The organism is Actinoallomurus vinaceus (genome assembly GCF_039542055.1).
GTDB classification, from domain to species: Bacteria; Actinomycetota; Actinomycetes; order Streptosporangiales; family Streptosporangiaceae; genus Actinoallomurus; species Actinoallomurus vinaceus.
Genome location: NZ_BAABHK010000002.1, coordinates 882,589 through 907,066 on the forward strand (window position 1 = coordinate 882,589; position 24,478 = coordinate 907,066).

At 68.6% G+C, this 24,478-nt stretch carries 19 protein-coding genes; 10 read left to right on the forward strand and 9 right to left on the reverse strand.

Annotated elements, in window-relative coordinates; all coding sequences use genetic code 11:
• Positions 1-101: 101 nt before the first annotated feature.
• Positions 102-920 carry a winged helix-turn-helix transcriptional regulator gene (locus ABEA24_RS09865; RefSeq protein ID WP_345430391.1) on the forward strand — a complete coding sequence of 273 codons (819 nt, stop codon included), beginning with the start codon at positions 102-104 and terminating at the stop codon, positions 918-920.
• A 61-nt stretch (positions 921-981) separates the two neighbouring features.
• On the opposite strand, the gene ABEA24_RS09870 is transcribed toward ABEA24_RS09865, so the two are convergent.
• Genes ABEA24_RS09870 through ABEA24_RS09880 form a run of 3 tightly spaced genes read right to left on the reverse strand, consistent with a single transcriptional unit; the run spans position 982 to position 4,093 of the window.
• A complete protein-coding gene (locus ABEA24_RS09870) occupies positions 982-1,857 on the reverse strand; it encodes a carbohydrate ABC transporter permease (protein WP_345430392.1) in 876 nt (291 codons plus the stop codon).
• 17 nt (positions 1,858-1,874) lie between these two features.
• Positions 1,875-2,777: a carbohydrate ABC transporter permease gene (locus ABEA24_RS09875; protein WP_345430394.1), complete on the reverse strand. Its 903-nt coding sequence runs from the start codon at positions 2,775-2,777 to the stop codon at positions 1,875-1,877.
• Entirely contained in the window at positions 2,777-4,093 is a 1,317-nt protein-coding gene (locus ABEA24_RS09880) for an extracellular solute-binding protein (RefSeq protein ID WP_345430395.1), read from the reverse strand. Before ABEA24_RS09880 ends, ABEA24_RS09875 begins: the two co-directional genes overlap by 1 nt.
• A 180-nt stretch (positions 4,094-4,273) precedes the next feature.
• Between ABEA24_RS09880 and ABEA24_RS09885 the strand changes: the two genes are divergently transcribed.
• Together ABEA24_RS09885 and ABEA24_RS09890 are read left to right on the forward strand one after the other, a co-directional pair.
• Entirely contained in the window at positions 4,274-5,311 is a 1,038-nt protein-coding gene (locus ABEA24_RS09885) for a LacI family DNA-binding transcriptional regulator (RefSeq protein ID WP_345430396.1), read from the forward strand.
• A gap of 35 nt (positions 5,312-5,346) precedes the next feature.
• Positions 5,347-7,674, forward strand: a complete 2,328-nt coding sequence (locus tag ABEA24_RS09890; protein ID WP_345430397.1) for a beta-xylosidase/alpha-l-arabinosidase — start codon at positions 5,347-5,349, stop codon at positions 7,672-7,674.
• A 107-nt stretch (positions 7,675-7,781) separates the two neighbouring features.
• Here the strand turns inward: ABEA24_RS09890 and ABEA24_RS09895 are convergent, their stop codons facing one another.
• Positions 7,782-8,300, reverse strand: a complete 519-nt coding sequence (locus tag ABEA24_RS09895; protein ID WP_345430398.1) for a hypothetical protein — start codon at positions 8,298-8,300, stop codon at positions 7,782-7,784.
• Positions 8,301-8,885: 585 nt separating this feature from the next.
• On the opposite strand from ABEA24_RS09895, the gene ABEA24_RS09900 reads away from it, so the two are divergent.
• A complete protein-coding gene (locus tag ABEA24_RS09900; protein ID WP_345430399.1) occupies positions 8,886-11,384 on the forward strand; it encodes a hypothetical protein in 2,499 nt (832 codons plus the stop codon).
• Positions 11,385-11,460: 76 nt separating this feature from the next.
• Positions 11,461-11,850, forward strand: coding sequence for an NlpC/P60 family protein (locus ABEA24_RS09905; RefSeq protein WP_345430400.1), 390 nt, complete (start codon positions 11,461-11,463; stop codon positions 11,848-11,850).
• A gap of 137 nt (positions 11,851-11,987) precedes the next feature.
• On the opposite strand, the gene ABEA24_RS09910 is transcribed toward ABEA24_RS09905, so the two are convergent.
• Both ABEA24_RS09910 and ABEA24_RS09915 read right to left on the reverse strand, forming a co-directional pair.
• Complete coding sequence (locus ABEA24_RS09910) at positions 11,988-12,695, reverse strand: response regulator (protein ID WP_345430401.1); 708 nt, start codon at positions 12,693-12,695, stop codon at positions 11,988-11,990.
• Complete coding sequence (locus ABEA24_RS09915) at positions 12,692-13,534, reverse strand: sensor histidine kinase (RefSeq protein ID WP_345430402.1); 843 nt, start codon at positions 13,532-13,534, stop codon at positions 12,692-12,694. Before ABEA24_RS09915 ends, ABEA24_RS09910 begins: the two co-directional genes overlap by 4 nt.
• Positions 13,535-13,671: 137 nt before the next feature.
• Here ABEA24_RS09915 and ABEA24_RS09920 point away from each other — a divergent pair, with 137 nt between their 5' ends.
• Complete coding sequence (locus ABEA24_RS09920) at positions 13,672-14,397, forward strand: ABC transporter ATP-binding protein (RefSeq protein ID WP_345430403.1); 726 nt, start codon at positions 13,672-13,674, stop codon at positions 14,395-14,397.
• Positions 14,394-16,724 (forward strand): ABC transporter permease, encoded by a 2,331-nt coding sequence (locus ABEA24_RS09925; RefSeq protein ID WP_345430404.1) that lies wholly within the window; start codon positions 14,394-14,396, stop codon positions 16,722-16,724. Before ABEA24_RS09920 ends, ABEA24_RS09925 begins: the two co-directional genes overlap by 4 nt.
• Positions 16,725-16,911: 187 nt before the next feature.
• Here ABEA24_RS09925 and ABEA24_RS09930 read toward each other — a convergent pair whose 3' ends face one another.
• From ABEA24_RS09930 to ABEA24_RS09940, 3 genes are all read right to left on the reverse strand, one after another.
• Positions 16,912-17,250 carry a Rossmann-fold NAD(P)-binding domain-containing protein gene (locus tag ABEA24_RS09930; RefSeq protein ID WP_345430405.1) on the reverse strand — a complete coding sequence of 113 codons (339 nt, stop codon included), beginning with the start codon at positions 17,248-17,250 and terminating at the stop codon, positions 16,912-16,914.
• Complete coding sequence (locus ABEA24_RS09935) at positions 17,247-17,855, reverse strand: TetR/AcrR family transcriptional regulator (RefSeq protein WP_345430406.1); 609 nt, start codon at positions 17,853-17,855, stop codon at positions 17,247-17,249. Before ABEA24_RS09935 ends, ABEA24_RS09930 begins: the two co-directional genes overlap by 4 nt.
• A gap of 99 nt (positions 17,856-17,954) precedes the next feature.
• Positions 17,955-19,025, reverse strand: a complete 1,071-nt coding sequence (locus ABEA24_RS09940) for an SDR family oxidoreductase (RefSeq protein ID WP_345430407.1) — start codon at positions 19,023-19,025, stop codon at positions 17,955-17,957.
• 362 nt (positions 19,026-19,387) lie between these two features.
• Here ABEA24_RS09940 and ABEA24_RS09945 point away from each other — a divergent pair, with 362 nt between their 5' ends.
• The 3 genes from ABEA24_RS09945 to ABEA24_RS09955 are packed head-to-tail and all read left to right on the forward strand — an operon-like array spanning position 19,388 to position 24,425.
• Positions 19,388-21,844, forward strand: a complete 2,457-nt coding sequence (locus tag ABEA24_RS09945; RefSeq protein WP_345430408.1) for a hypothetical protein — start codon at positions 19,388-19,390, stop codon at positions 21,842-21,844.
• Between the two features lie 11 nt (positions 21,845-21,855).
• Positions 21,856-23,076: a S53 family peptidase gene (locus ABEA24_RS09950; protein ID WP_345430409.1), complete on the forward strand. Its 1,221-nt coding sequence runs from the start codon at positions 21,856-21,858 to the stop codon at positions 23,074-23,076.
• Between the two features lie 32 nt (positions 23,077-23,108).
• Positions 23,109-24,425 (forward strand): hypothetical protein, encoded by a 1,317-nt coding sequence (locus tag ABEA24_RS09955; protein WP_345430410.1) that lies wholly within the window; start codon positions 23,109-23,111, stop codon positions 24,423-24,425.
• The last annotated feature ends 53 nt before the right edge of the window (positions 24,426-24,478 follow it).

Consider the following 24,478-nt stretch of genomic DNA (forward strand, 5'->3'; position numbering starts at 1 on the left):
CCCTTCCCGTGGTCTGGCTCCTGGGCACGGCGGACCACGTCGTGCCCAGAAGCCTTCAAGTTACTTTTTACAACTGCACGGCGTGGACGTACGCTGGCGCCATGCCACGCCCTACGACTGCCCTCTCGCCTGTCGCCCCGCGGACCGGAGCGGTGTTCGTGCTCCTGGGCAAGCGGTGGACCGGTCAGATCATCGATCTGCTGTTGCAGGGGCCGGCCCGGTTCGGCCTGCTGGCCGCCTCCCTGCCCGGCCTGTCGCACCGCGTCCTCACCGAGCGGCTGACCGAGCTCCAGCGGGCAGGACTGGTCGCGCACGCCTCCGGCCCCGAGGGCCCGATCTACGCCCTGACACCGCACGGCGAAGGGCTGCGCCCGGCGATGGAGGCGCTGGCCGCCTGGGCCGAGACCTCGGCGTCCGACGGCGACGCGGGTGACGCACCTCCGGCGGCCGCGCCCTGTCTCGACGGCCAGCGCGGGGCGTGGGAGGCGTTCTCCTATGCCGGTGAGCGGGTGCGCGACGCTCTGGAGCAGCGGGTGCAGCACCGCGCCGGCATGCCGCCCAGCTACTTCGAGCTGCTGGTGCAGCTCAGACTCGCCCCAGGTCAACGGCTGCGGATGAGCGAGTTGGCCGCCGCCACCCGCAGCAAGCCCAGCCGGATCACCTACGCCGTCACCCGTCTCGAGCAGGCGGGCTGGGTCATCCGTGACAGCGACCCCACCGACGGCCGCGGCAGCACCGCCACCCTTACCGAACAGGGTCTTCAGGCGATGAACGAAGCACGGCCGGAGTACACCCGCACCATTCACGATCACGTGCTCGACCCCTTGGCACCCCACGAGCGGAACCAGTTGCGCATGCTGTGCGAGAAGATCCTCGCCAGCTTCGACCACACCGATGGTCACGATGAGGCCCGCGTCTAGTATTACAGCACTGAACATACTCCAGGCTCGCAGCCTCCGCACATCACCCCACCGGCGCCGCCTATTTACCGAAGCCGGCGGTGAGGCCGCCGATCAGCTGGCGGCGACCGACGACGTACAGCGCGAGGACGGGCAGCGTCGACAGCAGGACGGCGGCCAGTACGGCGGGCACGTTCACGGTGAACTGGCCCTGGAAGGTCCACAGCGCCAGGGGAAGGACGCGCTTGTCCGGGCTCTGAGTGAGGATCAGCGGGAAGAGGAAGCCGTTCCAGACGTTGAGCGCGTCGTAGATCGCGACCGTGATGATGGCCGGCCTCGCCAGCGGCAGCGCCAGGCTCCACAGCATCCGCCAGTCGCCCGCCCCGTCGACGCGCATCGACTCGAACAGTTCGTCGGGGATGTCCCGCAGGAAGTTGACCAGGATGATCACTGTCAGCGGGATGGCGAACGCGGCGGACGGGAGGATGATCGCCGGCAGGGTGTCGTACATCCGCGCCTTGGCGATCAGGTAGTACACCGGGATGATCGTCGCCTGCAGCGGGATGGCCAGCCCCAGCAGGAAGAGGTTGAACGTCAGGCGCAGTGAGCGGCGGTCGCCGCGGACGATGGCGTACGCCGCCATGAACGAGACCGCGAGGGTGAGCAGTGTCGTCGCGCCGGTCACGATGACGCTGTTGAGGAAGTAGTGGGCGAAGTCGTTGTCCAGGACCAGCCGGTAATTGGCCAGGGTGGGGTGCGCGGGCGGGAGGAGCGGGTCGGCGGTGAAGAACCCCTCCTGCGGACGCAGGCTGGCGATGACGGCCCAGTAGACCGGCACGATCACGATCGCGAGCCAGACGATCCCGCCGAGTGCGCCGAGGAGGTTGGGCCGGCGCACCCGGCGCCGGGACGGCGAGCGGCGAGGCATGGCCGCGGGGGCGGCGGAGGTTTCGCGCATCACGGAAGAAGCGGCCATCACGCACCCGCCTGCCGGCTGCGCATGCGGGAGAACCCCGAGAAGCGGACGATGCCGAGGGAGAGTACGAGGCCCGCGGCGACCAGGATCACCGACACGACACTCGCGAGGCCCATCTGGGTGCTCTGGAATCCGGTGATGTACATGTCCAGGGGCAGCAGGCGGGTGGCGTAGCCGGGACCGCCTCCCGTCATGACGAACACCAGGTCGAAGTAGGTGAGCGAGCCGACCAGCATCAGCGTCGAGGAGGTGACGATCGTGTACCGCAGCTGGGGCAGCGTGACGTACCGGAACTGGGCCACGCGGCCGGCGCCGTCGATCGCGGACGCCTCGTACAGGGACGCCGGGATCTGCCGCACACCCGCCTGATAGAGCAGCGTGTGGAACGGCACGAACTGCCAGGCGATGACGAAGACGATCGTCGCGAAGGCGAGGTCCGGGTCGCCGAGCCAGTCCCGGCTGAGCCACGACAGGTGCAGCGCGGCACCCAGCCCGAAGTTCGGGTCGAGGAGGTTCTTGAAGATGATCGCGACGGCGGCCGAGGAGATCAGCAACGGAATGAAGTAGAGCACCGCCAGGACGGCCCGGTAGCGCTGCCGCCCGGCGACGAAGACGCCGAGCAGCAGGCTGACGGGAGTCTGCACCAGCCAGGAGATGGCCATGAACTTGAGCGTCAGCCACACGGCGTGCCGCGTAACGCCGCTGGTGAGGGCGGTCCGCCAGTTGGCCGCCCCGGCCCAGGCCGGCGTGGCCAGACCGTCCCACTTCGTGAGGCCGAGGTAGACCACGATCGCCATCGGAGCGAGCGCGAAGAGCGCGAAAAGGGCGAGCGCGGGCGCGGCCATCGCGAAGGACGGCCCGCGACGGCCTCCCGCACCTGGCGCCTTGGCGATGAGGCTCATCACTCGGCCGCCTTGTCCATCGCGGCGCAGAACTGCGCCGGGCTCAGCTGTCCCCCGAACAACCGGTCGAGGTTGGTGAGCAGCGTGTCCCCCATGGCCGAGCTGAGCGCCTGGTCCCAGGAGAGCTGGAAGCTCCCGGCGCTCTTCGTCATGCCGTAGACGTAGGTGAGCCAGCCGCTGTTGGGAGCGGAGGCGAGCCTGCCTTCGAGGCCGTTGACCGGGGGCACCTCCCCCGCCTTGATCAGGTCACCGATGTACGCGTCGTTCAGCACGCCCTTCTTCAGGTAGTTCACCGCGGTGGTCCTGGCTCCGGCGCTCGCCTGGGCGGACACGGCGAAGAAGTTGGCGGGGTTGCCGACGAGGTCGGCCGGGGCGCCCTTGCCGCCGGCGACGGTGGGGAACGGCGCCCAGCCGAGCTTGCCGGACTTCACGAAGGACGGGGCGTTGGTCAAGATGACCGGGTATGCCCAGCTGCCCATGAGGTCCATCGCGGCCTTGCCGGTGAACAGCTGCGCCTCGGCCTGGTTCGTGTCGGCGTTGACGGACTGGAAGCCCTTGGCGAAACCGCCGGCGTCGACCAGTTGCCTGATCATGGTCGCGGCCTTGAGCACGGCCGGATCGGACCAGGCGCCGGGCTTTCGCGCCGCGATGTTCGCGAAGACCTGCGGGCCGCCGACGCGGTCGGTGAGGTATTCGAGCCACATCAGGTCGGGCCACTTCGACGCGCCGCCCATGGACAGCGGGGCGATGCCGGCCGCCTTGAACCGGTGTACCAGGGCCAGCAGGTCGTCCCAGGTCTTCGGAGGCTGGGCGCCGACCTTGGCGAACAGGTCCTTGTTGTAGAAGAGCACGACCGGCTGGACGCCGTTGATCGGGATGGCGTAGTTCTTCCCGTTCACCTCGGCGACCTTGAGCACCGAGGGGAAGAACCTGCCCTTCCACGCGGCGTCCTTGTCGAGTTCCGGGGTGAGGTCGGCGACCTTGCCGGCGTCCACGTAGTCCTTGAGGGTGCCGCCGCCGAAGTTCTCGAAGATCGCCGGGCCGTTGCCGGCGCCGATGGCGGTGCGCAGTTTCTGCTTGTACGGATCGTTCTGGAAGAACTGGACGTTGACGGCGTTCTTCGGGTTCGCCTTGTTCCACGCCTGCTGGGAGGACGTCAGCGTCGTCTCGGTGCCGCCGGTGAGGGCCCACACCAGGGTGCCGCCACCGGGCCCGCCCGCGACGGTACGGCCGCTGCTGCCGCAGGCCGTCAGCGTCAGTGCCAGCGCCGCCGCACCGGTCGAGAAGAACGCACGGTGAGTGTTTCGCGGGGCCATCCTCAGCTCCCTTGATCGACAAGCTACGAAAATTTTCGTAACCTGTGGTTTGCTTGGCCGACAAATTAGGCACCCGATCCTGGACGGTCAACCCCTGCCAGCAAGATATTCAGCAGTAACGCCTCTAGACTGTTACGAAAGCTTGCGTTAAGTTCTACGCACCTCAGCGAAAGGATTCTGATGCCGAGGGCTTCTGATCGCCCCGCGCGGGCGACTCTCACCGCGATCGCCGAGGAGGCCGGCGTCTCCGTCGCCACCGTGTCCAAGGTGGTGAACGGACGCCCCGACATCGGCGCCGCCACACGTGCGCGGGTCGAACGCCTCCTGGTGGAGCACGGCTACATCGCCCGCACGCCGGGCGGCGGCGGTGCGCAGGCGCCGTCCGTACCCGCGATCAACCTGACCTTCGACGCCCTGCACAACCCGAACAACCTGGTGATCACCAACGGGGTGGTGCGGGCCGCCGAGGAGGCCGAGGTCGACGTCGTCGTGGGAGTCGTCCCGGACGATCCGCTGGGAGCCGCGTGGGTGCGCAGGGTCGCCGCCGCCGGGCGCCTCGGGATGATCCTCGTGACCTCCGAGTTCACGCCGCAGCAGCGGGCGCACTTCGACAAGGCCGACGTCCCCGTGGTGCTCATCGACCCGATGAACGTGCCGGACGAGTCCGTGCCCAGCATCGGCGCCACCAACTTCGCCGGCGGGATGACCGCGACCGAACACCTGCTGAGCCTGGGCCACCGGCGCATCGCCATGATCGAGGGACCCTCGGACGCGGTGTGCAGCAAGGCGCGCGTCCACGGCTACCGCGCCGCCCTCGGCAGTGCGGGGATCACGCCCGATCCCGTGCTGATCCGGCCGGGCGACTTCACCTTCAAGTCCGGCCACCTCGCGGCCCAGGAGCTGTTCGCCCTGCCCGAACCGCCCACGGCGGTGTTCGCCGCCAACGACGCCCAGGCCTTCGGCGTCATCGAGGCCGCCCGGATCCGGGGCATGCGCGTGCCGCAGGACGTGAGCGTCGTCGGGTTCGACGACAACGACGCCGCCAGCACCTCCGCCCCGCCGCTGACCACCGTGCGCCAGCCGTTCGCCGCGATCGGCCGGGCGGCCCTGCAGACCCTGCTTCAGCTCGCCGCCGGGAAGAGCATCACCAGTCACCGCGTCGAGCTGGCGACCCAGCTCGTGGTCCGCGAGTCCACCGCTTCGCCGCCCGGCGTCTGAATCCCCTGTTCACCGCATCGCAAGGAACCCGCTTGATGAGCACTGTCTGGAACGATCCGTCCCGCCCCCGCGACGAGCGGGTCGAAGCCCTCCTGGCGGAGATGACCCTGGAGGAGAAACTCGCCCAGCTGGGCAGCGCCTGGGTCGGGGTCGAGCGGATCAGCGGCAACGTCGCCCCCATGCAGGACGTCTTCGCCCGGCACGCCGAGGACTACGCTCAGGCCGGCAAGAACGGGCTCGGCCACCTCACCCGCCCGTTCGGGACCCGGCCCGTCGAGGCGGCCGATGGCGTACGGCGGCTGCGGGAGCTCCAGCGTTCACTGATCGAGGACACGCGCCTGGGCATCCCGGCCATCGCCCACGAGGAGTGCCTCACCGGGTTCACCACCTACCGCGCCACGGTCTATCCGGCCGCCATCGCCTGGGCCGCCACCTTCGACCCCGACCTCGTGGAGCGGATGGCGCGGGCCATCGGCCGCGACATGCGCCGGGTCGGCGTCCACCAGGGCCTGTCCCCCGTCCTGGACGTCGTGCGCGACTACCGTTGGGGCCGCGTGGAGGAGACCCTCGGCGAGGACCCGTACCTGGTCGGCACGGTCGGCACCGCCTACGTACGCGGGCTGGAGAGCGCCGGCGTCATCGCGACCCTCAAGCACTTCGCCGGATACTCCGCGTCCCGCGCCGCCCGCAACCACGCCCCCGTATCGATGGGACGCCGGGAGTTCGCCGACGTCATCCTGCCGCCCTTCGAGATGGCGCTGCGGGACGGCGGCGCCCGCTCCGTCATGAACTCCTACGCCGACGTCGACGGCGTCCCGGCCGGCGCCGACGCCTCGCTCCTGACCGACCTACTGCGCGACGAGTGGGGCTTCGAGGGCACCGTCGTCTCCGACTACTGGTCCGTCGCCTTCCTGCAGACCATGCACCGCATCGCCGAGACACCGGGACAGGCCGGGGCCCATGCGCTACTGGCCGGGATCGACGTCGAACTGCCCGACACCCTCTGCTTCGGCGAGCCGCTCGCCGAGCTCGTACGCGACGGCGAGGTCCCCGAGGACCTGGTCGACCGTGCGGTGCGCCGCGTGCTGCGCCAGAAGGCCGAGCTCGGGCTCCTCGACGGAGACCCGATGCCGTCGACGCCGGACGGGCCCATCGACCTGGACCCCGCCGGGAACCGGGAGATCGCCCGCCGCCTCGCCGAACAGAGCATCACCCTGCTGGCGAACCGGGACGACGCGCTCCCCCTCACGGCCGACACCAGGTCGATCGCCGTCATCGGTCCCTGCGCCGACGACCCGTACGCCCTTTTCGGCTGCTACGCCTTCCCCAATCATGTCCTGCCGCACCACCCTGAGCTCGCCGAGGACGGGCCCGGTGTCCAGGCGCCATCGCTCCTGACCTCGCTGACGGCCGAGCTGCCCGCCGCCGACGTACGCTACGAGCCGGGGTGCCCGGTGAAGGACGAGGACCGCGCCGGCATCGCCGCAGCGGTGGCGGCCGCCCGTGAGGCCGAGGTGTGCGTCGCCGTCGTCGGCGACCGCGCGGGCCTGTTCGGCCGCGGCACCTCCGGCGAGGGCTGCGACGCGCCCGACCTGTCCCTGCCCGGCGTCCAGGACGAACTCGTCGAGGCGCTCCTCGCCACCGGCACCCCGGTCATCCTGGTCGTCATCTCCGGCCGGCCGTACGCTCTGGGCCCGTACACCGACCGCGTCGTCGCCGCCGTCCAGGCGTTCTTCCCCGGCGAGGAGGGCGGCGCCGCCCTCGCCGGAGTGCTCAGCGGGCGGATCAACCCCTCGGGCAGGCTGCCCGTCCAGATCCCCGCGTCGCCCGGCGGCCAGCCCGGCACGTACCTCCACCCGCCGCTCGGCGGCAACAGCGAGGGCGTCAGCAACCTCGACCCCACGCCCGCCTTCCCCTTCGGACACGGCCTGTCGTACACCACGTTCGCCTACACCGACCTGGAGCTGAGCTCCGACGAGATCGCCGCGGACGGCGAAGTCGAGATCGCCTGCACTCTGCGCAACACCGGCGACCGGCGCGGAGCGGAAGTGGTCCAGCTCTACCTCGGCGACCCGGTCGCCCAGGTCACCCGTCCCCTGCTCCAGCTGGCCGGCTTCGCACGCGTCGAGCTGGCACCGGGTGAGCGGGCCCGCGTCACCTTCCGCCTGCACGCCGACCGCACGTCCTTCACCGGCCTGGACATGCGGCGCGTCATCGAGCCTGGCGAGATCACCGTCATGGTCGGGGCCTCGAGTGCCGGCATCCGCCTTCGCGGCGGATTCCGCCTCACCGGCCGGGGTCGCCCCGTCGGCCACGACCGCGTCCTGCACACCCCGGTCCAGATCGAGGCACCAGGCGCCTGACGTGACGCGCTGACGAAGTGACGTGCTTCAGAATCGAACCGACGACCCGATGGTGTAACGCCCTGGCGTCGCGCGTGACCCGCACGGCCAGTCTCACTCAGCCGACACTACGACCTCGCTTGATCGACCTGTGACCGGGCGTCACACAACGCGGTGATCGCGGGCCACCACCTGGGATGCTCGGCGACCAGACGCGTCAGAATGGGGCAGGTCTCCAGGACGTCGCGGCAGTAGCCGCTTCTGATCATCTGCTCGTCGGCCGACATCGTCCGCTGGCTGATCTTCAGACCCACCTCCAGAACGTCACCGAGCATCTCGGCGATGGCCCCGACGCGTACCGCGATCGGGCCGTCCGGCGAGCAGCTCACCCCGTCAGTGAAGTACTGCCGCAGCTCGGGTCGTTCGACGAAGTGGTTCAGCACCTGGCGGAGGCCTTCGGTGAACTGACCGTCCACGTCGAGGTTGAAGGCTGCGCTGTTCAGCTCGAGGCTGTCGGCGTCGACCCTGGTCTGGCGGGCCTGTTCACGACTTTGCCGGTGGCTGATCACGACGGACACGACGGCGACGGCCGCACTGATGAAAGAGATGACGCCTAAGACGAACGAACTGGAGATACCGATGTCCATCCTGCGACCTCCGCCCGTATGAATGGATATCGAATATGACGCATAGACTTCAGGTCCGGTTCCGGCGCTGCTCGCCCGCCCGGCTGCAAGTCCTTCGGGCCCAATCCGCCACGACGGCGACTGCATGGACGCCCGAGCGCAACCGGAACGGGAGCCGGCAGCGCTAGGGCCTGTCTCGAAGTCCCGCTGTCCTACTGCGCGGTGTCCAGGCGGCGCAATCGTCAGCGGTGAATGAGACCAAGAATGAACCAGAACGACGCTGGGCGCCTCTCCGAGAGAGACGCCCAGGTCAAAAGATGAGCCGCCTGTCGGAATCGAACCGACGACCTACTCATTACGAGTTCCGGTACCGGTAGTTCGGCAACGTCCGTCGAGGTATGTAGGAGCAGCTCAGGAGGCGAGTGATGTACCTCCGCGAACGCTGTCGCACTCCGGCTCACACGGCACCCAATGAGACCAGGTTTGAGACAACGGCCATCCAAGATACATTCCGATCAGCTGACCGAAATCATAATTAAGAGCAATCCAAAAATCATCTCTGGAGCGCCATCCCCACAGACAGTCTCACAATGTACGATCTCGCCTATGACGAGCAGCTCCGCCACGTCCCCCGAAAGCGCTCATCAGCCGCGGGCCACACCCAAAGCTGGCCCCGATACCTCGTGGAGCGATGCAGAAGTTGCCCTCTGGAACGCGTTTTGCTCTGGCGCAGAGCTAGATCTGAGTAGCCCCAGTTCCACTCAAAATGATCCCGAAAATGGCATGCTCTGGGGAAGTGAACGCACTATTCGTTCAGAGGTGATTGCACAAATTCTGCTAGATAAGCCGACCGTGGATGTCGGCAACGCCGAACGTCTACGTCTAACAGGGGCCAGGATAACCGGCGTACTTGACGTCGGCTGCGGCAACGCAGCACCATTCCTGTTTACAGGATGCTACTTCGAGGCACAACCCTTTTTTAACGATGCGACAACTAAGTTCATCGGCCTAGTAGGATGTCGCCTGCCCGGTCTGACAGCCCAACGAATCCGCTGCAGCGGTCCACTTTTTATGGATGGTTGCACAGTCTCGGGAACAATCGATCTCGAGAGCGCCGAGATCAGTCAAGAGACAGTGTTTAACGAACTTAGGATGAAGGACACAAAAGCAAGGCATGGAATATGCCTCTGCGGCACCGTATTGGGACGGGGCCTGTTTATTCAAGAAGCCAACATCGAAGGAACAGTAGGGATCGTTGGGAGCAAGATAGGTGGGAACGCATCTTTCCGGAAGACCCGAATCGTCGGAAAAGACAAGATTGCGCTCGACGCACAGCAAAGCGTCATCGATGGCAGCGTATATCTCTCGGATGATTTTAAAAGTACTGGAAAAGTAAATCTGGAAGGTGTGCGCATATCGGGACAACTTTTTCTCCATAACTCACACCTGGCCAATCCCATGTCCACAAGTCTCGACCTGGACCATTCACAGATAGCATTGGGAGTCATGGGAGGTGAGACAATCTCCGAAGGAGCAATCTACATGCACCACGCACAGATAGGTTGCCAAGCCAACCTATCTGATTGCACGATCACAAAATGTGGTGATATTGCACTTCGCGCCGATCATCTTGTCGTTGACGGATCGCTCCTGCTCGCCAACGGCACATACAAAGGAATAGTCCGTCTTCACGGATCAGAAATTGGGTGCGTACTCAATCTTTCAAACTCCACGGTTGCAGTTAAAGAGGGCACAGCCATAGAAGCAGATGGAATCTCAGTTTCCGGCAATTTGATAGGCCGCAAGATGGATGTCACAGGTGAGGTGGACTTTTCCGACGCAGAAATATCTGGCTCTCTCATTCTGAGTGGATCCGCCATAAAGCAGCATAAATATCGCTCTCTCGACATAAGGCGAACTAAGGTAACAGGTAGCCTTGTACTTAATAAGAACTTCACGAGCGAAGGTCGCGTTACCCTAGCTGACGCTTCTATCGGAGTCAGTTTCGAATTCGATGAGGCGACTATTAAAAATGTTGATGATGTGGCACTGGATGCAGCAGGCGCTAGCATAAATGGCGACATCATAGGGGATAGGTCAGAAGTCATTGGCCTCGTTGACTTCACGGCCGTTCATGGGGCAAGTGATCTCAGGATCGCGGATGCCAGCCTCCACGGAACTGCTAGAAGAAGTTCTTCATTGGGCTCTCCAATCGACCGGCGCCGCGGGGAACACTGGAGAGGAATCTCCCTACGCGCCACCGCAGCATCAATAGGAGGAGACTTCGACCTCCGGGGCACAGAGTTTACGAGATCCCTTGTCCTCAACAAGTCCAGCATCGGCCGTTCTCTCCTACTTACGGACGTCACTCTCAGCGCGGATGATTCGTCGGCACTTAGCGGTGCCGGAGTGAAAGCCGACCGAATCTATCTAGATCTCAAATCAAAGCCGATCGCCGAGATCAACCTGTCAGGGGCAAGCGTCGGCATACTTGCTGATACGGAGACATCGTGGCCCGAGAACGGCGAGATTAGCATAGACGGCCTCAGTTACCAAGAGCTAAAGTCTCACTTGTCAATAAAGGCAAGACTGCTTTGGCTGGAGAGGGCAACGCCGATCTATTCACCTCAGCCCTACGAGCAACTAGCCGACTTCTACAATCGCACTGGCCACATTGACGAAGCGCGGCGAGTCAGACGCGAGGCGCTCAAGCGAGCCTACGACAGCCGAGGTCCGCTCTTCAGAATAATGGGGAAGATCCAAGACCTAGTGCTTGGATTTGGTTACCGACCGGCCCGCGCAGCGGCTATCTTCCTCGCCCTGTGGCTCAGCTCATCCGCTTGGTACGAATGGGGTGCTGGCGCGTGTAACAGGTTCGGACATGCTTGGCCCAGCATCTGCCCTGTCCAAGCCTCCGGTCACCTTTCGTGGAATCCTTTCCTGTACACCCTTGATCTACTGGTCCCAGTGGTCGACCTCGGCTACGGTAAAGCATGGGATCCGACGGGCATATCTAAACTATTGGCCGTCACACTTGTTATTGCAGGATGGATATTGACGACCACAATATTGGCATCCGTCGCGCGCGCACTGAAGCGTTCGTAAGAGAATACATAGAGCGTTAGCCGCTTAGCGCATCGCCCGCGCCAAGACCTGGCTCACGGCGAACCACGGGCGGCCGGTGCCCTACAGCCAGACCCGCTACCTCAACGGCTGGCGGACGGACTGCTCCGGGTACGTCTCCATGGCCTGGAACCTGCGGACGAGCAGTGGCCGCCCGCTCAACCACAACACGGACAGCATGCTGCGCGGCGGGTACGGCACTCCCGGACCGGTCGTGCACCCCATCGCCTGGAAGGACCTCAAGGCGGGTGACGCCATCGGCTTCCTGGGCCGGGGCAGCATCGGCGACGCCGGCCACGTGATGCTCTTCGAGAAGTGGGCGAACTCCGCGCACACCGTCTACTGGGTCTACGAGCAGGCGGGCGACGGCGGCACTCATCACCGCACCCACCGGATCTCCTACAACCATGACAAGCCCTACCGGTACAACAAGATCCTCGAGGGCTGACACCTGCGATGGCCCCCCGGGAGATTCGGGGGGCCGTCCGCCGTTATATGCCGATCTGCGCTGCGGGGATGATTTCGTGCACCTCCACGGGCGCGATCGGGCCGGGCAGGCGGATCCGGGACTGTGGGACGCCCTGCCTATTCGCCGGATTCGCCTGGTGCGACGAGTCCGGTTTCGTAGGCGAGGACGACGGCTTGGGCGCGGTCACGCAGGGCGAGTTTGGCGAAGATGCGGGTTACGTGGGTTTTGACGGTGGCTTCGCTGATGGTCAGCTCGCGGACGATTTCGGTGTTGGACAGCCCGCGCCCCACGAGGGTGAGGATCTGTCGTTCTCTGGGGGTCAGCGGGGCGAGGTCGCGGTGGATCGCGGGTGGCCGGCGGGTGTGCCCGTGATCGCGTTCGCTGGGGGCGCCGTGCGCGAAGCGTTCGACGAGGCGGCGGGTGATCGACGGTGCGAGGAGGGCGTCGCCGGTGTTGACGAGGCGGACGGAGGCGGCCAGGTGGGCGGGGGTGACGTCCTTGAGGAGGAAGCCGCTGGCTCCGGCGGCAAGGGCGTCGTAGACGTAGCGGTCGAGATCGAAGGTGGTGAGGATGAGCACCCGGCAGTGCGGGGCCTGATCAAGGATCCATCGCGTTGCGCGCAGGCCGTCCATGGTCGGCATGCGGATGTCCATGAGCACCACGTCCGGCTTCAGTTCGCGGGCCGCGGTCACGGCCTCGGCACCGTCGGACGCTTCGCCGACCACGTCGATGCCGCGGGAGGTGAGGATCAGCCGGAAGCCGGTGCGCACCAGGGCCTGATCGTCGGCGATGAGGACGCGCGGCGCGGGCTCGGCGCCGGTCATGGCCGGTCCAACGGGATGCGTGCGCGGACCCGGTATCCACCGCCGAGGCGCCGCCTGGCGTCCAGGTCCCCGCCGTAGACGGCCACTCGCTCCTTGAGCCCGAGCAGCCCGCGCCCGGCTCCGGTCTTCCCGTCGCCGGTCCCGGGCTTGTTCGCCGACGGTGTGCCGCCGGTGAGCACGCTGGGTCCGCTGTTGAGCACCTCCACGCGCAGGTAGTGGTTCGCGTAGCGCACGCTCACCTCGGCCTTGATCCCGTCGCCGTGTTTGAGCGCATTGGTCAGCGCCTCCTGAACAATCCGGTAGGCCGTCGCGTCGATCCCGGCGGGAAGCGGCCGGGGTTCCCCCGAGATCCGTACCTCCACGGGTAGCCCGGCGAACGCGATCCGGTCGATCAGCGGGCTGAGGCGGCTGAGGCTGGGCTGCGGCGACAGGTCCATCTCGTCTTCCTCGTCCTCGCCGCTTTGTGAGGGCGCGAGCAGACCGAGCAAGTGCCGCAGCTCCGTCATCGTGTCGCGGCCGGCGGTCTCGACGGCGAGCAGCGCCGCCGCGGCCGCGTCGGGCATGGCGCCCAGCACGTCCCGGGCGGCTGCGGCCTGGATCACCATGACGCTCACGTTGTGGCTGACGATGTCGTGCAGCTCTCGAGCGATCCGCGCGTGCTCGGCGTCGACGGCGGCCCGGGCGGCGCTCTCCCGCTCCCGTTCGAGGAGCCATCCGCGCTCCTCCAGGGCCTTGCGGTGCAGGCGCCGGGCCCGGACGAGCGCCATGGCCAGCCACCCGGCGGCAGCGCACGCCGCCGCCAGAGCGGCTGCCAGCCAGGCCGTCCAGGAACTCCACACCGGACAATCCTCGCAGCGCTCGCCGTGGTCCGCGTCATGCCCCAGGTCCAGCCGCGTACATCCCCGGTATGACCCGGCCGGGAGGTTACCTCCGGGGTCTGACGATCAGCGCTTGTGGCCGCGCTTAGCTTCCTGCCATGACGAGCGAAGACGACACGGAACAAGACAACGGCACGAGACAGGTCGTCGTGCGGCTGGACGGCGTGCGCAAGGAGTTCGGCGACACCACCGCGCTGGACGGGGTGTCGCTGGAGATCCGGGCCGGGGAAGCGGTCGCGGTGATGGGGCCGTCGGGGTGCGGCAAGTCGACGCTGCTGAACATGGTCGCAGGTCTCGACCGGCCCACCGCCGGCTCCGTGGTCGTGCACGGCGAGGATCTCGGGGCCCTGAGAGAGACAGGGCTGGCGCTGTTCCGGCGGCATCACATCGGGATGATCTTCCAGTTCTTCAACCTCCTCGACGATCTGCCGGCGCTGGACAACGTGGCGCTGGCAGCGCAGCTGACCGGCACACCGGCCCGGCACGCGCGCAAGCGAGCGCTTGAGCTGCTCGACGAACTCGGGATCGCCGACCGGAGGAACACCTATCCGGCGGCGCTGAGCGGCGGCGAGCGGCAACGGGTCGCGGTCGCCCGGGCCCTGATGAACCGGCCCGCGCTGCTGCTCGCGGACGAGCCCACCGGCGCGCTGGACAGCCGCTCGGGCGAGCAGGTGATGGACCTGCTGCTCGACCTGAACCAGATCGGGCAAACGCTGCTGATGGTCACCCACGACCCACGGCTGGCGACCCGGTGCGCCACCCGTCTGGTCGAGGTCACGGACGGCCGGATAGCCCGCCAGAGCAGCCTGGAGCGCACCGCATGAGCGCGGTGTGGCGCGCTGCCCGTGCCGCGGTGCGGCGGCGCAGACTCCAGACGCTCGTGATCGGTGTCACCGTCCTGCTCTCGACCGCGACCCTGGTGGTCGCGCTGGGGCTGCTGGCCGTCTCCTCGGGCCCCTTCGACCAGGCCTTCAGCAGGCAGAGTGGCGCGCACGTCACCGCGGCCTTCGACGCCGGCAAGGTCACCGACGCTCAACTCGCCCGAACCGCCCACAGCGCCGGTGTCGAGGCCTTTGCGGGCCCCTTCGGCCAGGCCGTTCTCAACGTCCCGGCCACCGCCGACATCGTCAGGGCCGGCAATCGCATCACCGTGGTCGGCCGGGCCGATCCGGCCGGTCCGGTGGACCGGCTGAACCTCTGGGCGGGCCACTGGGCCACCCGCCCTGGCCAGATCGTCCTGGAAGCGCCCCCTCTTGCGGGGAACTCGTCCGTCGGCGCGAAGATCGCGATCTCGTCCGGCCCGACGCTCACCGTCGTCGGCATGGCCTCCAGCATCACCCGCACCGCCGACGCCTGGGTCGCGCCCAGCCAGATCGCGGCCCTGCACCCGACCGGCACCCAGATGGACTACCGCTTCACCTCTGCCGCGACGAGCGCCGAGATCCGTACCGACCTCGCCCCCGTCACCGACGGCCTGCCGCGGGGAGCGCTGCTCAACTCGACGTCGTACCTCAGCGTCAAGGACCGGGTCGACTCCGGGCCCGGTACCCTCGTTCCCTTCCTGCTGGTCTTCGGTGTCCTCGGGCTCACCGTTGCCATCGTGATCATCATCAATGTGGTCAGCGGCGCGGTGGTGGCCGGGTTCCGGCACATCGGAGTGCTCAAGGCCATGGGGTTCACCCCGAACCAGGTGGTCGCGGTCTACCTGCTGATGGTGTGCGTCCCGGCGATCCTCGGCTGCGTGGTCGGCACCGCCCTCGGCGACCTCCTCGCCAAGCCGCTGCTGAAGAAGGCCTTCGAGTCGTTCATCTCGGCGGGTGTCATCCTTCCCGCGAGAGTGAGCCCCTGGGTGGACGCCGCCTGTCTGCTGGGGGTGCCCGTCCTGGCCGGGCTGGCCGCGCTCGTTCCGGCGCTCCGCGCGCACCGGGTGTCCGCCGTGGAGGCGATCAGCGCGGGCAGCAGGCAGCAGGCCGGGCGCGGTCTGCGCGTCCAGCGCCGGCTCAGCGGCACGCGGCTGCCGCGCTCGGTCAGCCTCGGCCTCGGCCTGCCGTTCGCACGGCCGGCCCGCAGCGCCCTGACGATGGTGACCGTGGTGCTCGGCGTCGCCAGCGTGACGTTCGCGATCGGCGTTTCGGCCTCGTTGACCAGGCTCCAGAACGACGACCCCGGCCACAACAGCGCGGGCATCCAGGCCGTGCTGCTGGCGGGAGGCCGGACGGGTCCCGAGACGGGCCGGGCCGCGACGAAGCTCGGTGACGCGGGGACGCAGGCGCGGCTGCGCTCGCTGCCGGGCGCGGTCAACGTGACCGCCGAGACACATGCCGCCCTCGCCATCGCGGGTTCCGCGCGGCGCATCGACACCGTCTTCTACCGGGGTAGCACCTCGAACTTCGGGTTCAAGGTCGTTGACGGACGCTGGTACCGCGGGCCGGGCGAGATCGTGCTGTCGTCGGGACAGCTGTACCAAAGCGGTCTCGCGGTAGGGGACGGTCTCACCCTGGCGCTGGGCGGCCGGCAGACCCATCTGACGATCGTCGGTGAGGTCCTGGCCGGCCCGGGTGACTCCTTCGCCGACTGGACGACGCTCGAGCGGCTCTCGCCGCGGGCCGCGGCCCGGAGTTACGACGTCCAACTCGCGCCCGGCACCGACGCCAATGCCTACCTCGCCAAGGCCCTGGCGGCAGATCCGGGCCTGTCCCGGGGACAGCCGCCCAGCGCCTCCACCACCGCGTTGGTCATCATCAGCTTTTCCTCGCTCATCACGTTGATGCTGGGCGCGGTGTCGGTGCTGGGGGTCGTCAACACCGTCGTCCTCAACACCCGCGAGCGGCGCCGGGATCTGGGCATGCTCAAGTCCATCGGGATGACGCCCCGTCAGGTGACGGCGATGGTGGTGACGTCCATGGCCGCGCTGGGGGCGATCGGCGGGGTTCTCGGCGTGCCACTCGGGGTCGCCGCGCACCGGTTGATCATTCCGATCACAGGGCGCGCGGCCCGGTTCGACCTCCCCGGTTCCATCATCGACGTCTGGAGTACGCCGATGCTAGGGCTGCTCGCTCTCGCCGGTGTCGTCATCGCCGCGCTCGGGGCGCTCGTCCCGGCAGGGGCGGCCGCACGGCTGACCATCGCGGAGGTACTGCACAGCGAGTGATGACCAGTCCGGCCGGCTCGAACGCGGCCCTCGCCTCGGCCAGCGGAAAGGTGTGACTCACAGCCGACGAGGCCGAGGGTCGCATCGTGGACGTCGAGCCCGAGATGGTCGCCCATCCGGAAAAGACCCCATTCGCCCGCGTGCAGCGAGTCGCGGGCGGCACCGAGCCGGCGCCGGGCGGCGAGGATCAGGCGAAGGCGAGGTCCGCGGTGGTCTCGGCGAGCACGCCCGGCGTGTGGGTCACCACGACGCCCCGGTCCCGCGCCGCCTGCTGGTCCACGCCGTCGAAGCCCATGCTCGCGAGGCCGACCACCCGCAGGTCCGGACCGGCCGCGTCCAGCGGCGCCGCGTCCACCCGCTCGTTGCCGAGGCACACGATCGCGCCGGCGCCGGCCGCCAGCCGGTGCAGTTCGGCCGGTTCGGGCCGGCCCGTGCCGGGCCAGCGGACCAGGTCGGCCTGTGCCGCCAGCCGTTCCAGCCCGCGGCCGGGCAGGGTCGCGCGAGTGCTGAGCACGCGCTGGTTCATTCCCTGCTCCGCTTCTTCCCGCCCTCGAGGCCGCGCGTCTCGGCCCAGCCGATGAGGGCGCCGCGCAGCGCGGACACGAGTTGGGTGCCGACCTCCTGCTCGGTGAGGCCGACCGTGTTGACCAGATCGAGGATTTCGCGCGGGTCGAACAGCAGGTTCCACAGGAACACCGACTCGTCGCCCAGATCCGGCAGTCCGAGTTCCTGCGCGGTCTCGCTGAGCGGCCCCCGGACCGCGTCGGCCTGGGGAATGAGGTACTCGGTGCCGTCCCACAACCGGTCGAGGTATCCGCGGCGGGACCGCTGCCCGACCATCGCACCGCCGTGTTCGAGTACGAGCGACACCCAGTGCCGCGAGACCGCCTCGACCTTGGCCATGCCGTGCGTGGTCTGTTCCTTGCTGAAATCCTGCAGCTTGCGGCCGACGTCGAGGCGGAACGCGTCGAGAATCTCCTCCATGGACGCGAACTGCCGGTAAGCGGTGGCCGTTGACACCTCGGCCGCCTTGGCTATGTCCGACATCTTCACCGGGCCCGGTGAGGACGCGAACAACTCTGCCGCCGCCCGGATGAGCTGTCTGCGATTGCGTTCGGTGTCGCTGCGCATTGCCCGCTTCTTCTCCCCAGTCCCCAGTCGTCGCTACAGCGCCGCCAGTCCCGGCGGTCCGGCGAGATAGCCGACGCGCCGGCCGGTCATCGCGTAGCGTCAAGATCCGTTCGGCAGATCTTCTTCCGGCGCACCGGTCCAGCGGCTGATCTCGATGTCCTCCGACGTGTCCCGCAGCTTCGTCGGCGCGATGACCAGCTCTTCGATCACCGTGCGCGGCGGCAGCGACGCGGCCAGCAGGACGGCCCGGGCGACGTCGTCGGGCTGGACCATCTCCGCGCGGACCTGCTCGCTCGGCGGGCTCGGCCGGTTGTCCAAGATCGGTGTGTTCACCTCGCCGGGCAGAATGCAGGTCGCCCGGATACCGTCGTTGCGGAATGTGTTGTGCAGGTAGGTCATGAAATTGCGGGCCCCCGCCTTCGCCGCGCCGTAGGCCGCTCCGCCCAACAGGTTGGGCCGTGCGGCGGCGAGCGAGGACACCGTCACGATCGTTCCGTCGCCCCGGGCCAGCATGTCCGGCAGAACGGCCTGCGTGAGGAGATAGACCGCGGTCAGGTTGACACCCAGCACCGCGTTCCACTCCTCCTCTTCGATCCAGCGCACGTTGCGCACCTTGCCGGCGCTGCCGGCGTTGTTGACCAGGATGTCCACCGGGCCGACTCGGTCCCGGGTCCACGCCACCAGATCCCGGACCTCGTCGCCGTCCTCGATGTCGGTGGCCTTCACGAACGCTTCGCCACCGGCCTCCTTGATGACCGTGGCCACCTCATCGAGCACGTGCCGGCGCCGGCCCACGAGCACGACCTTCGCGCCCTCCGCCGCCAGCCGGGCCGCCGACGCCCGGCCGATCCCGGTCCCGGCACCGGTGACGATCGCGATCTTTCCGTCCAGCAGCCCCATCACTCGCTCCAGCCGTACTGTGCCCCGGGCACCCTCCGGGGTGAGGATTCCCTCGGCCAGGTCGGCCAGGATCGCCTCGGGGGAACGCTCCGCGGCGGGGAACTTCCCACCCCCGCTCGGCAACTCGATCTCGATCACGTCGCCGGGCAGCAGGTCGTGCCGTCCCACCGGCTGCGGATGCGGCTCGCCGTTCACGAGCACCCGGTTCGGCGTACCCGCTTCACCGCCGAGCACCCCTGCCGCCCGATGCACCAACCGCGAGTAGAACATGCTGTGACCGCGGTGTCCCCGATATTGCGGATCACGAGCCGCCACCCGGGGCCACCCCGGTACCTCCCGGCGCCGGCCTCCAGCAACTCGATCGGCGTGGCCGAGACACCGCTCGTAAGCCCGAGGCGGGCCACTCACCGCCGGCATCGCACGGGACTGGCGGGAAGACGTCGTCGGCGGATCCTCGCCACACCAAGATCTTCCAATTGCCGGATCTCCGGGCCATCCTGCAGATGATCATGGTTATCTCCGGCCGGGTGGGGGCACCGATCGGGCTCGGTAAGGAGTCACCGTTCATGCAGTGGTCAGAACCTCCTGGGCGCACGGCGCCGAGATCGACGAGACGCCGGAAGAGGGGCTGGTTGCTCTCCGCCGCGCTCGCGGCGACCCTCCTGGGATGTGCCGGTGGTTCCGCGGCGGCCCTCTCGGGCGGGAGGACCGCACCGGCCGACCCCGCCGGCCCGCTGAGCGTGCTGCCGCAGGCGTCCGCGGCCCAGGCCGCCGCGACCGCTGGCGGGCGCGGCGGTACGACCGTGACGCTGATCACCGGTGAGCGCGTTCACGTCAACGGCGCCGCAGGTCACCAGCAGGTCTCCGTCACCCCGAGCGCGTCGGGCGCCGTGCCCCTGGTCGACACGTTCACCGTGAGCGGCGACCTGTACGTGGTGCCGCGTGACGCGGGCCCGTACCTGGGAACGCTGCTCGATCGGCGGTTGTTCGACGTCAGCCTGCTGACCCGGCTCGGCTTCGACGACACCCGTCAGAAGGCCATCCCGGTCACGGTCGGCTGGAAGACGGACCGGCACCCGGTCGCCGCGCCGGGAGTCACCGCCCCCATCAAGGGGAGGACGACCTCGGGCACCGTCGACAAGTCGCGGGCCACGGCGTTCGGCGCGGCTCTGGCCTCCAGGTTCGCCGCCGACCGGCACGTCCCCGCAGGGCGCACGTCGGCCAGGATCACCGGGAAGGCCGGTGGCCTGAACGACGTGAACGCCGTCTCGCTCGCCGTGCCCGAGTCTGGACCGCTCCTCCCGGCATCCGGCGGGGCCGCCCCGACTACCGGCCGGCCGGCGGCACCGCCGGCCACGGTGGGCGGCACGCCGGACGGCGGTGACAACGCGGCGAACGGGGTCCGGCTGTACACGCTGACGATCGACGCCATCGAGCGGGACGGTCAGCCGGGATACGCGCGGATCGACGTCCAGAACCTGGACGACCTGCGGCACTACTGGAGCGTCAGCTGGGTGGCGCCCGGCCAGCCGGTCGCCTTGAGCGTGCCGGCCGGCCGGTACAGCATCGAGGCGTTCGTCGGGACGCCGGTCGCCTCGTCGTTGTTCCAGAACTCGACGTTCGTGGCGCTGCCCGACGTCTCCGTCCGCCGGGACCGGTCGGTGACCGCCGACGCGCGCACCGCCAAGCCGATGACGATCACGACGCCCCGGCCGGCCGAGACCGGGATGGTCGGCCTCAGCTACACGCGTGAGGGGGCCGACGGCCGGGCGTTCGCGGGCACCGTTCTCGGGTTCGGCCGGTCGGAACTGCTGCAGGTGTTCGGGCCCGGGCAGGAGTACCCGGATCTGCGCGCCTTCGCGACGCCGACCGGCGCGCACGGCGTCGGGGCCCTTCATTTCGCGGATTCGTGGTTGCTCGAGCCACCGGGGCGCGGTTTCGGCGCGAATCCCGCCTACGCCTACTACCTGGACTACGCCGGCGACGAAGGCGTGCCGGCACGGCTCGATCACGACCTCGGCGCCGGCGATCTCGCCACGGTCCAGGAGAACTATGCCGCCGACCAGCCGGGTCAGGGGGCCGAGTACTTCTCACCCCATCACTCCTGGAGCCCGTACGACACCTACCTCAGCGTGTACAACTTCGCCCTTCCGGGGACGCGCACCAACTACTTCGGCGGCGCGGGCTCGCCGGCCTGGCAACCCGCGGTCTTCGACGACGTCAACGACGCCGCGGCGTCGGTCATCGGCACCGCCCGCGCGTACGAGCCCGGCCGGCGGACGAGCGAGAGCTGGCTGGCGGGCCCGCTGGTGCCCACTCCCACGGCCGAGTCCGGACTGGTGGCGCCCAGCGCCGCCGGAGACGGACACAGCTCCATGTGCCCGGTGTGCCGGCAGGACGACACCATGCTCTTCGACGTCACCGACTACGGCGACGCGGCGGGCCACTGGGCGTATCTCCCGAGAACGGGCGAGGACCTGAAGTTCTACCGCGACGACGTGCTGACGCAGGAACAGCCGCGCTCCGGCGGCATCTTCCCGATGCTCCCGGGCAGCGCCTCGTACAAGATCGATTGGGTCACGCATCCCGCCGCGACCGGGTCGCCGCTGGACTCCACGGTGGAATCGGTGTGGACGTTCACGTCGCGGCACCCCGACCGGCCGGACAAGATCCCATCGTTCGAGTACTGCGGTCCGGACGTCACCCGCGGATGTTCGCTGCTCCCACTGGTCTTCGCGAGCTACGGCCTCGACGTCGACCAGTCGGGCCGGGCGCCGGCGTCCCGGCCGGAGACGTTCCGGCTCACCGGCTACCACCAGGCGCATGAGACGAATGCCTCGCCGGTGACGAAGGCGGCGGTCGAGGTCTCCTTCGACGACGGAGCGACCTGGGCCGCCGTCAGTGACGTACGGGCGGACCACGGCGGCTTCGCGGTGACGGTGCCCGCCGGTCCGCCCGCGGGCGGGAAGTCCACCGGTTACGTCTCACTCCGGACCCGGTTGTCCGACACCTCCGGAAGTGCGCTGTCACAGACGATCATCCGCGCCTACGCGCTGCCGACCACGGCCGCCGTGTCCCACGGCCGGTGAGGAGATCCCCGATGAACCGACGCCGATCCTCACGTCACGCGCGGCGCCGCGGCGCCCTGCTGGGCGCGGCCGTCTGCGCGGCGGCCCTGCTCGCCGGCGGCAGCACGCGCGCCGACACCGGTCCCCGGCCCGCGGACGCGACCGCTGCGGCCCCTTCCGTACGTAACGCGTGTGGCACGCCCTCGCCGGGGCGCCCGAGCTGCATGGCGGTGGTGCGCACCTCCGGAACCGCCGGACCGGCTCTGACCGCAACGAGCCCGGTCGGATACGGGCCCGCGGACCTGCAGGCCGCATACCGCCTCGCGTCGGCGGCGAAGGGCAGCACCGGACAGACCATCGCGATCGTCGACGCGTTCGACGACCCGAACGCGGAGGCCGACCTGGCGGTCTACCGCCGCCAGTACGGGCTCCCGCCCTGCACGGAGGCCAACGGCTGCTTCCACAAGGTCAACCAGCGAGGCGCCGCCACACCGCTCCCGTCGCCCGACAGCGGGTGGGCCCTGGAGGAGTCGCTGGACGTCCAGATGGCCTCGGCGGTCTGCCCGAACTGTCACATCCTGCTGGTCGAGGCGGACGACAACCAGGACGAGAGCCTGGGGGCCTCGGTGGACACCGCCGCCGCGCTGCACGCGAACGCCATCTCGAACAGTTACGGCGAACCCGAGTACGTGGGGGTGGCCCATATGGAGGGCCACTTCGACCATCCGGGCATCGCCATCACCGCGTCATCGGGCGACTCCGGGCTCGGCGTGGGCTACCCGGCCGCGTCCGAGCACGTGATCGCGGTCGGCGGGACGACGCTGTGGCCGGCGGACAACGCGCGGGGCTGGCAGGAGACCGCCTGGTGGGGCGCCGGCAGCGGATGCTCCACCCAGTTCGCCAAGCCCGCCTGGCAGACCGACAAGGTCTGCACGCACCGTACGGTGGCGGACGTGGCCGCCGTGGCCGACCCCTACACCGGTGTCGCGGTCTATGACACCTACGGCGTCGGCGGGTGGGTCACCGTGGGCGGAACGAGCGCATCGTCACCGATCATCGCTGCCGTCTACGCCCTCGCCGGGAACGCCGCGACGGTGAACGCCGCGGCCTACCCCTACGCCCATCGCACGCGGCTCTTCGACGTCACGAGCGGCACCAATGCGAGCTGCTACCCGGCCTATCTCTGCACGGCCGGACGCGGCTACGACGGTCCGACCGGACTCGGCACCCCCAACGGCACAGACGCCTTCTAGGCCTCCGAACGAAAAGGCGCCAGATGTTCAGAATGAAGATTCTTCCGTGGCGGAAACCCGGGGCCTCGGCCCGGCCGGCCATCGCCGCGATGTCCCTGGGCATCGCCCTGATCGCCGTCCCGGCCGGCGCGGTGTCGGCGGACACGCCCACCGCGTCGCGAGCGGCGAGTTCGTGTCACGCCACCTGGTCGGCCGTCAAGGCACCCAACAACGCCGAGGCGTTCAATCTGAGTTCTTCGAACTCCGGTCAGGTGTACACCAGCGCCCCGATCGGCGCGGTGGACGCCCTGTCCGACCACAGCGTCTGGATCACGGCCACCGACAGGTCCTGGACGCAGGCTCCCTATCCCTCCGGCAACAACGTCTCCGACATAGAGCGGTATGACGGATCCAACTGGGTACGAAGCCACAGCCCGAGCGTCCCGCTCGATCCGGGTTCCGGCCTGGCGACGCTGACCAGCCTGAAGTTCGACTCGCCCGATGACGGGTGGGCCGCGGGATACTACATGAGCGCGCCCTTCAGCCCGCTGGTCGAGCACTGGGACGGCAGCCGGTGGACGATCAGCCCGGCGCTGAGCTTTCCAGCCCAGCAGGATCCGGGCGGGACGGTGACCGGCCTCGCAGCCTTCTCGGCCACGGACGCCTGGATCAGCGTGGCCCGGCCGGTCGGCGGCAGCGGCCTGCACCCGAGCCTGGTGGAGCACTGGGACGGTAAGTCCTGGGCCTACGTCGACTATCCGCTCGCACAGACGTCGGCCGTTCCCGTCATCACCGCGCTGTACGGCCGGGCCAAGAACGACATCTGGCTCGCGGCCGGCATCCAGGGTGGTGAGGACGCGATGCACTGGGACGGCGCCAAGTGGTCCGTCGTGCCGATGCCCCTGCCCACGGGCGCCGGCAACTGGACCATCAGCGGCTTGTCGGCGACGTCCGCCCACGATCTGTGGGCGGTCGGCGCCTGGAAGGGACCGAACGGCATACAGCCGCTGACCGAGCACTGGGACGGCGCCAAGTGGACGATCCTTCCGGCGCCCGTCCCGGGCAACTCGCCGGTCGGCACGCTCTCCTCGGTGGCCGCCATCTCCCCCTCGGACGCCTGGGCGGTCGGCGCCTACAAGCAGGGCCCCACACCACCCGGTAACGGGGGCGCCAACCTCATCGAGCACTGGGACGGGCAGAAGTGGACGGCGGTGCCCGCGCCCGGCGGCTCCCCGGCCGACTCCGCAGAGCTGTCGTCGGTCTCCGCGAGTTCCGCCACGAACGTGTGGGCGGCCGGGCGGATGGAGGTGCCGAACGCCGGCGCTTCCTCGATGGCTCCGCAGCTCTTCCACTACGGCTGTACGCGCTGACCACCGACACGGAATACGGCCAGGCCGGGGGGCGGCTCCCGGCCTGGCCGTAC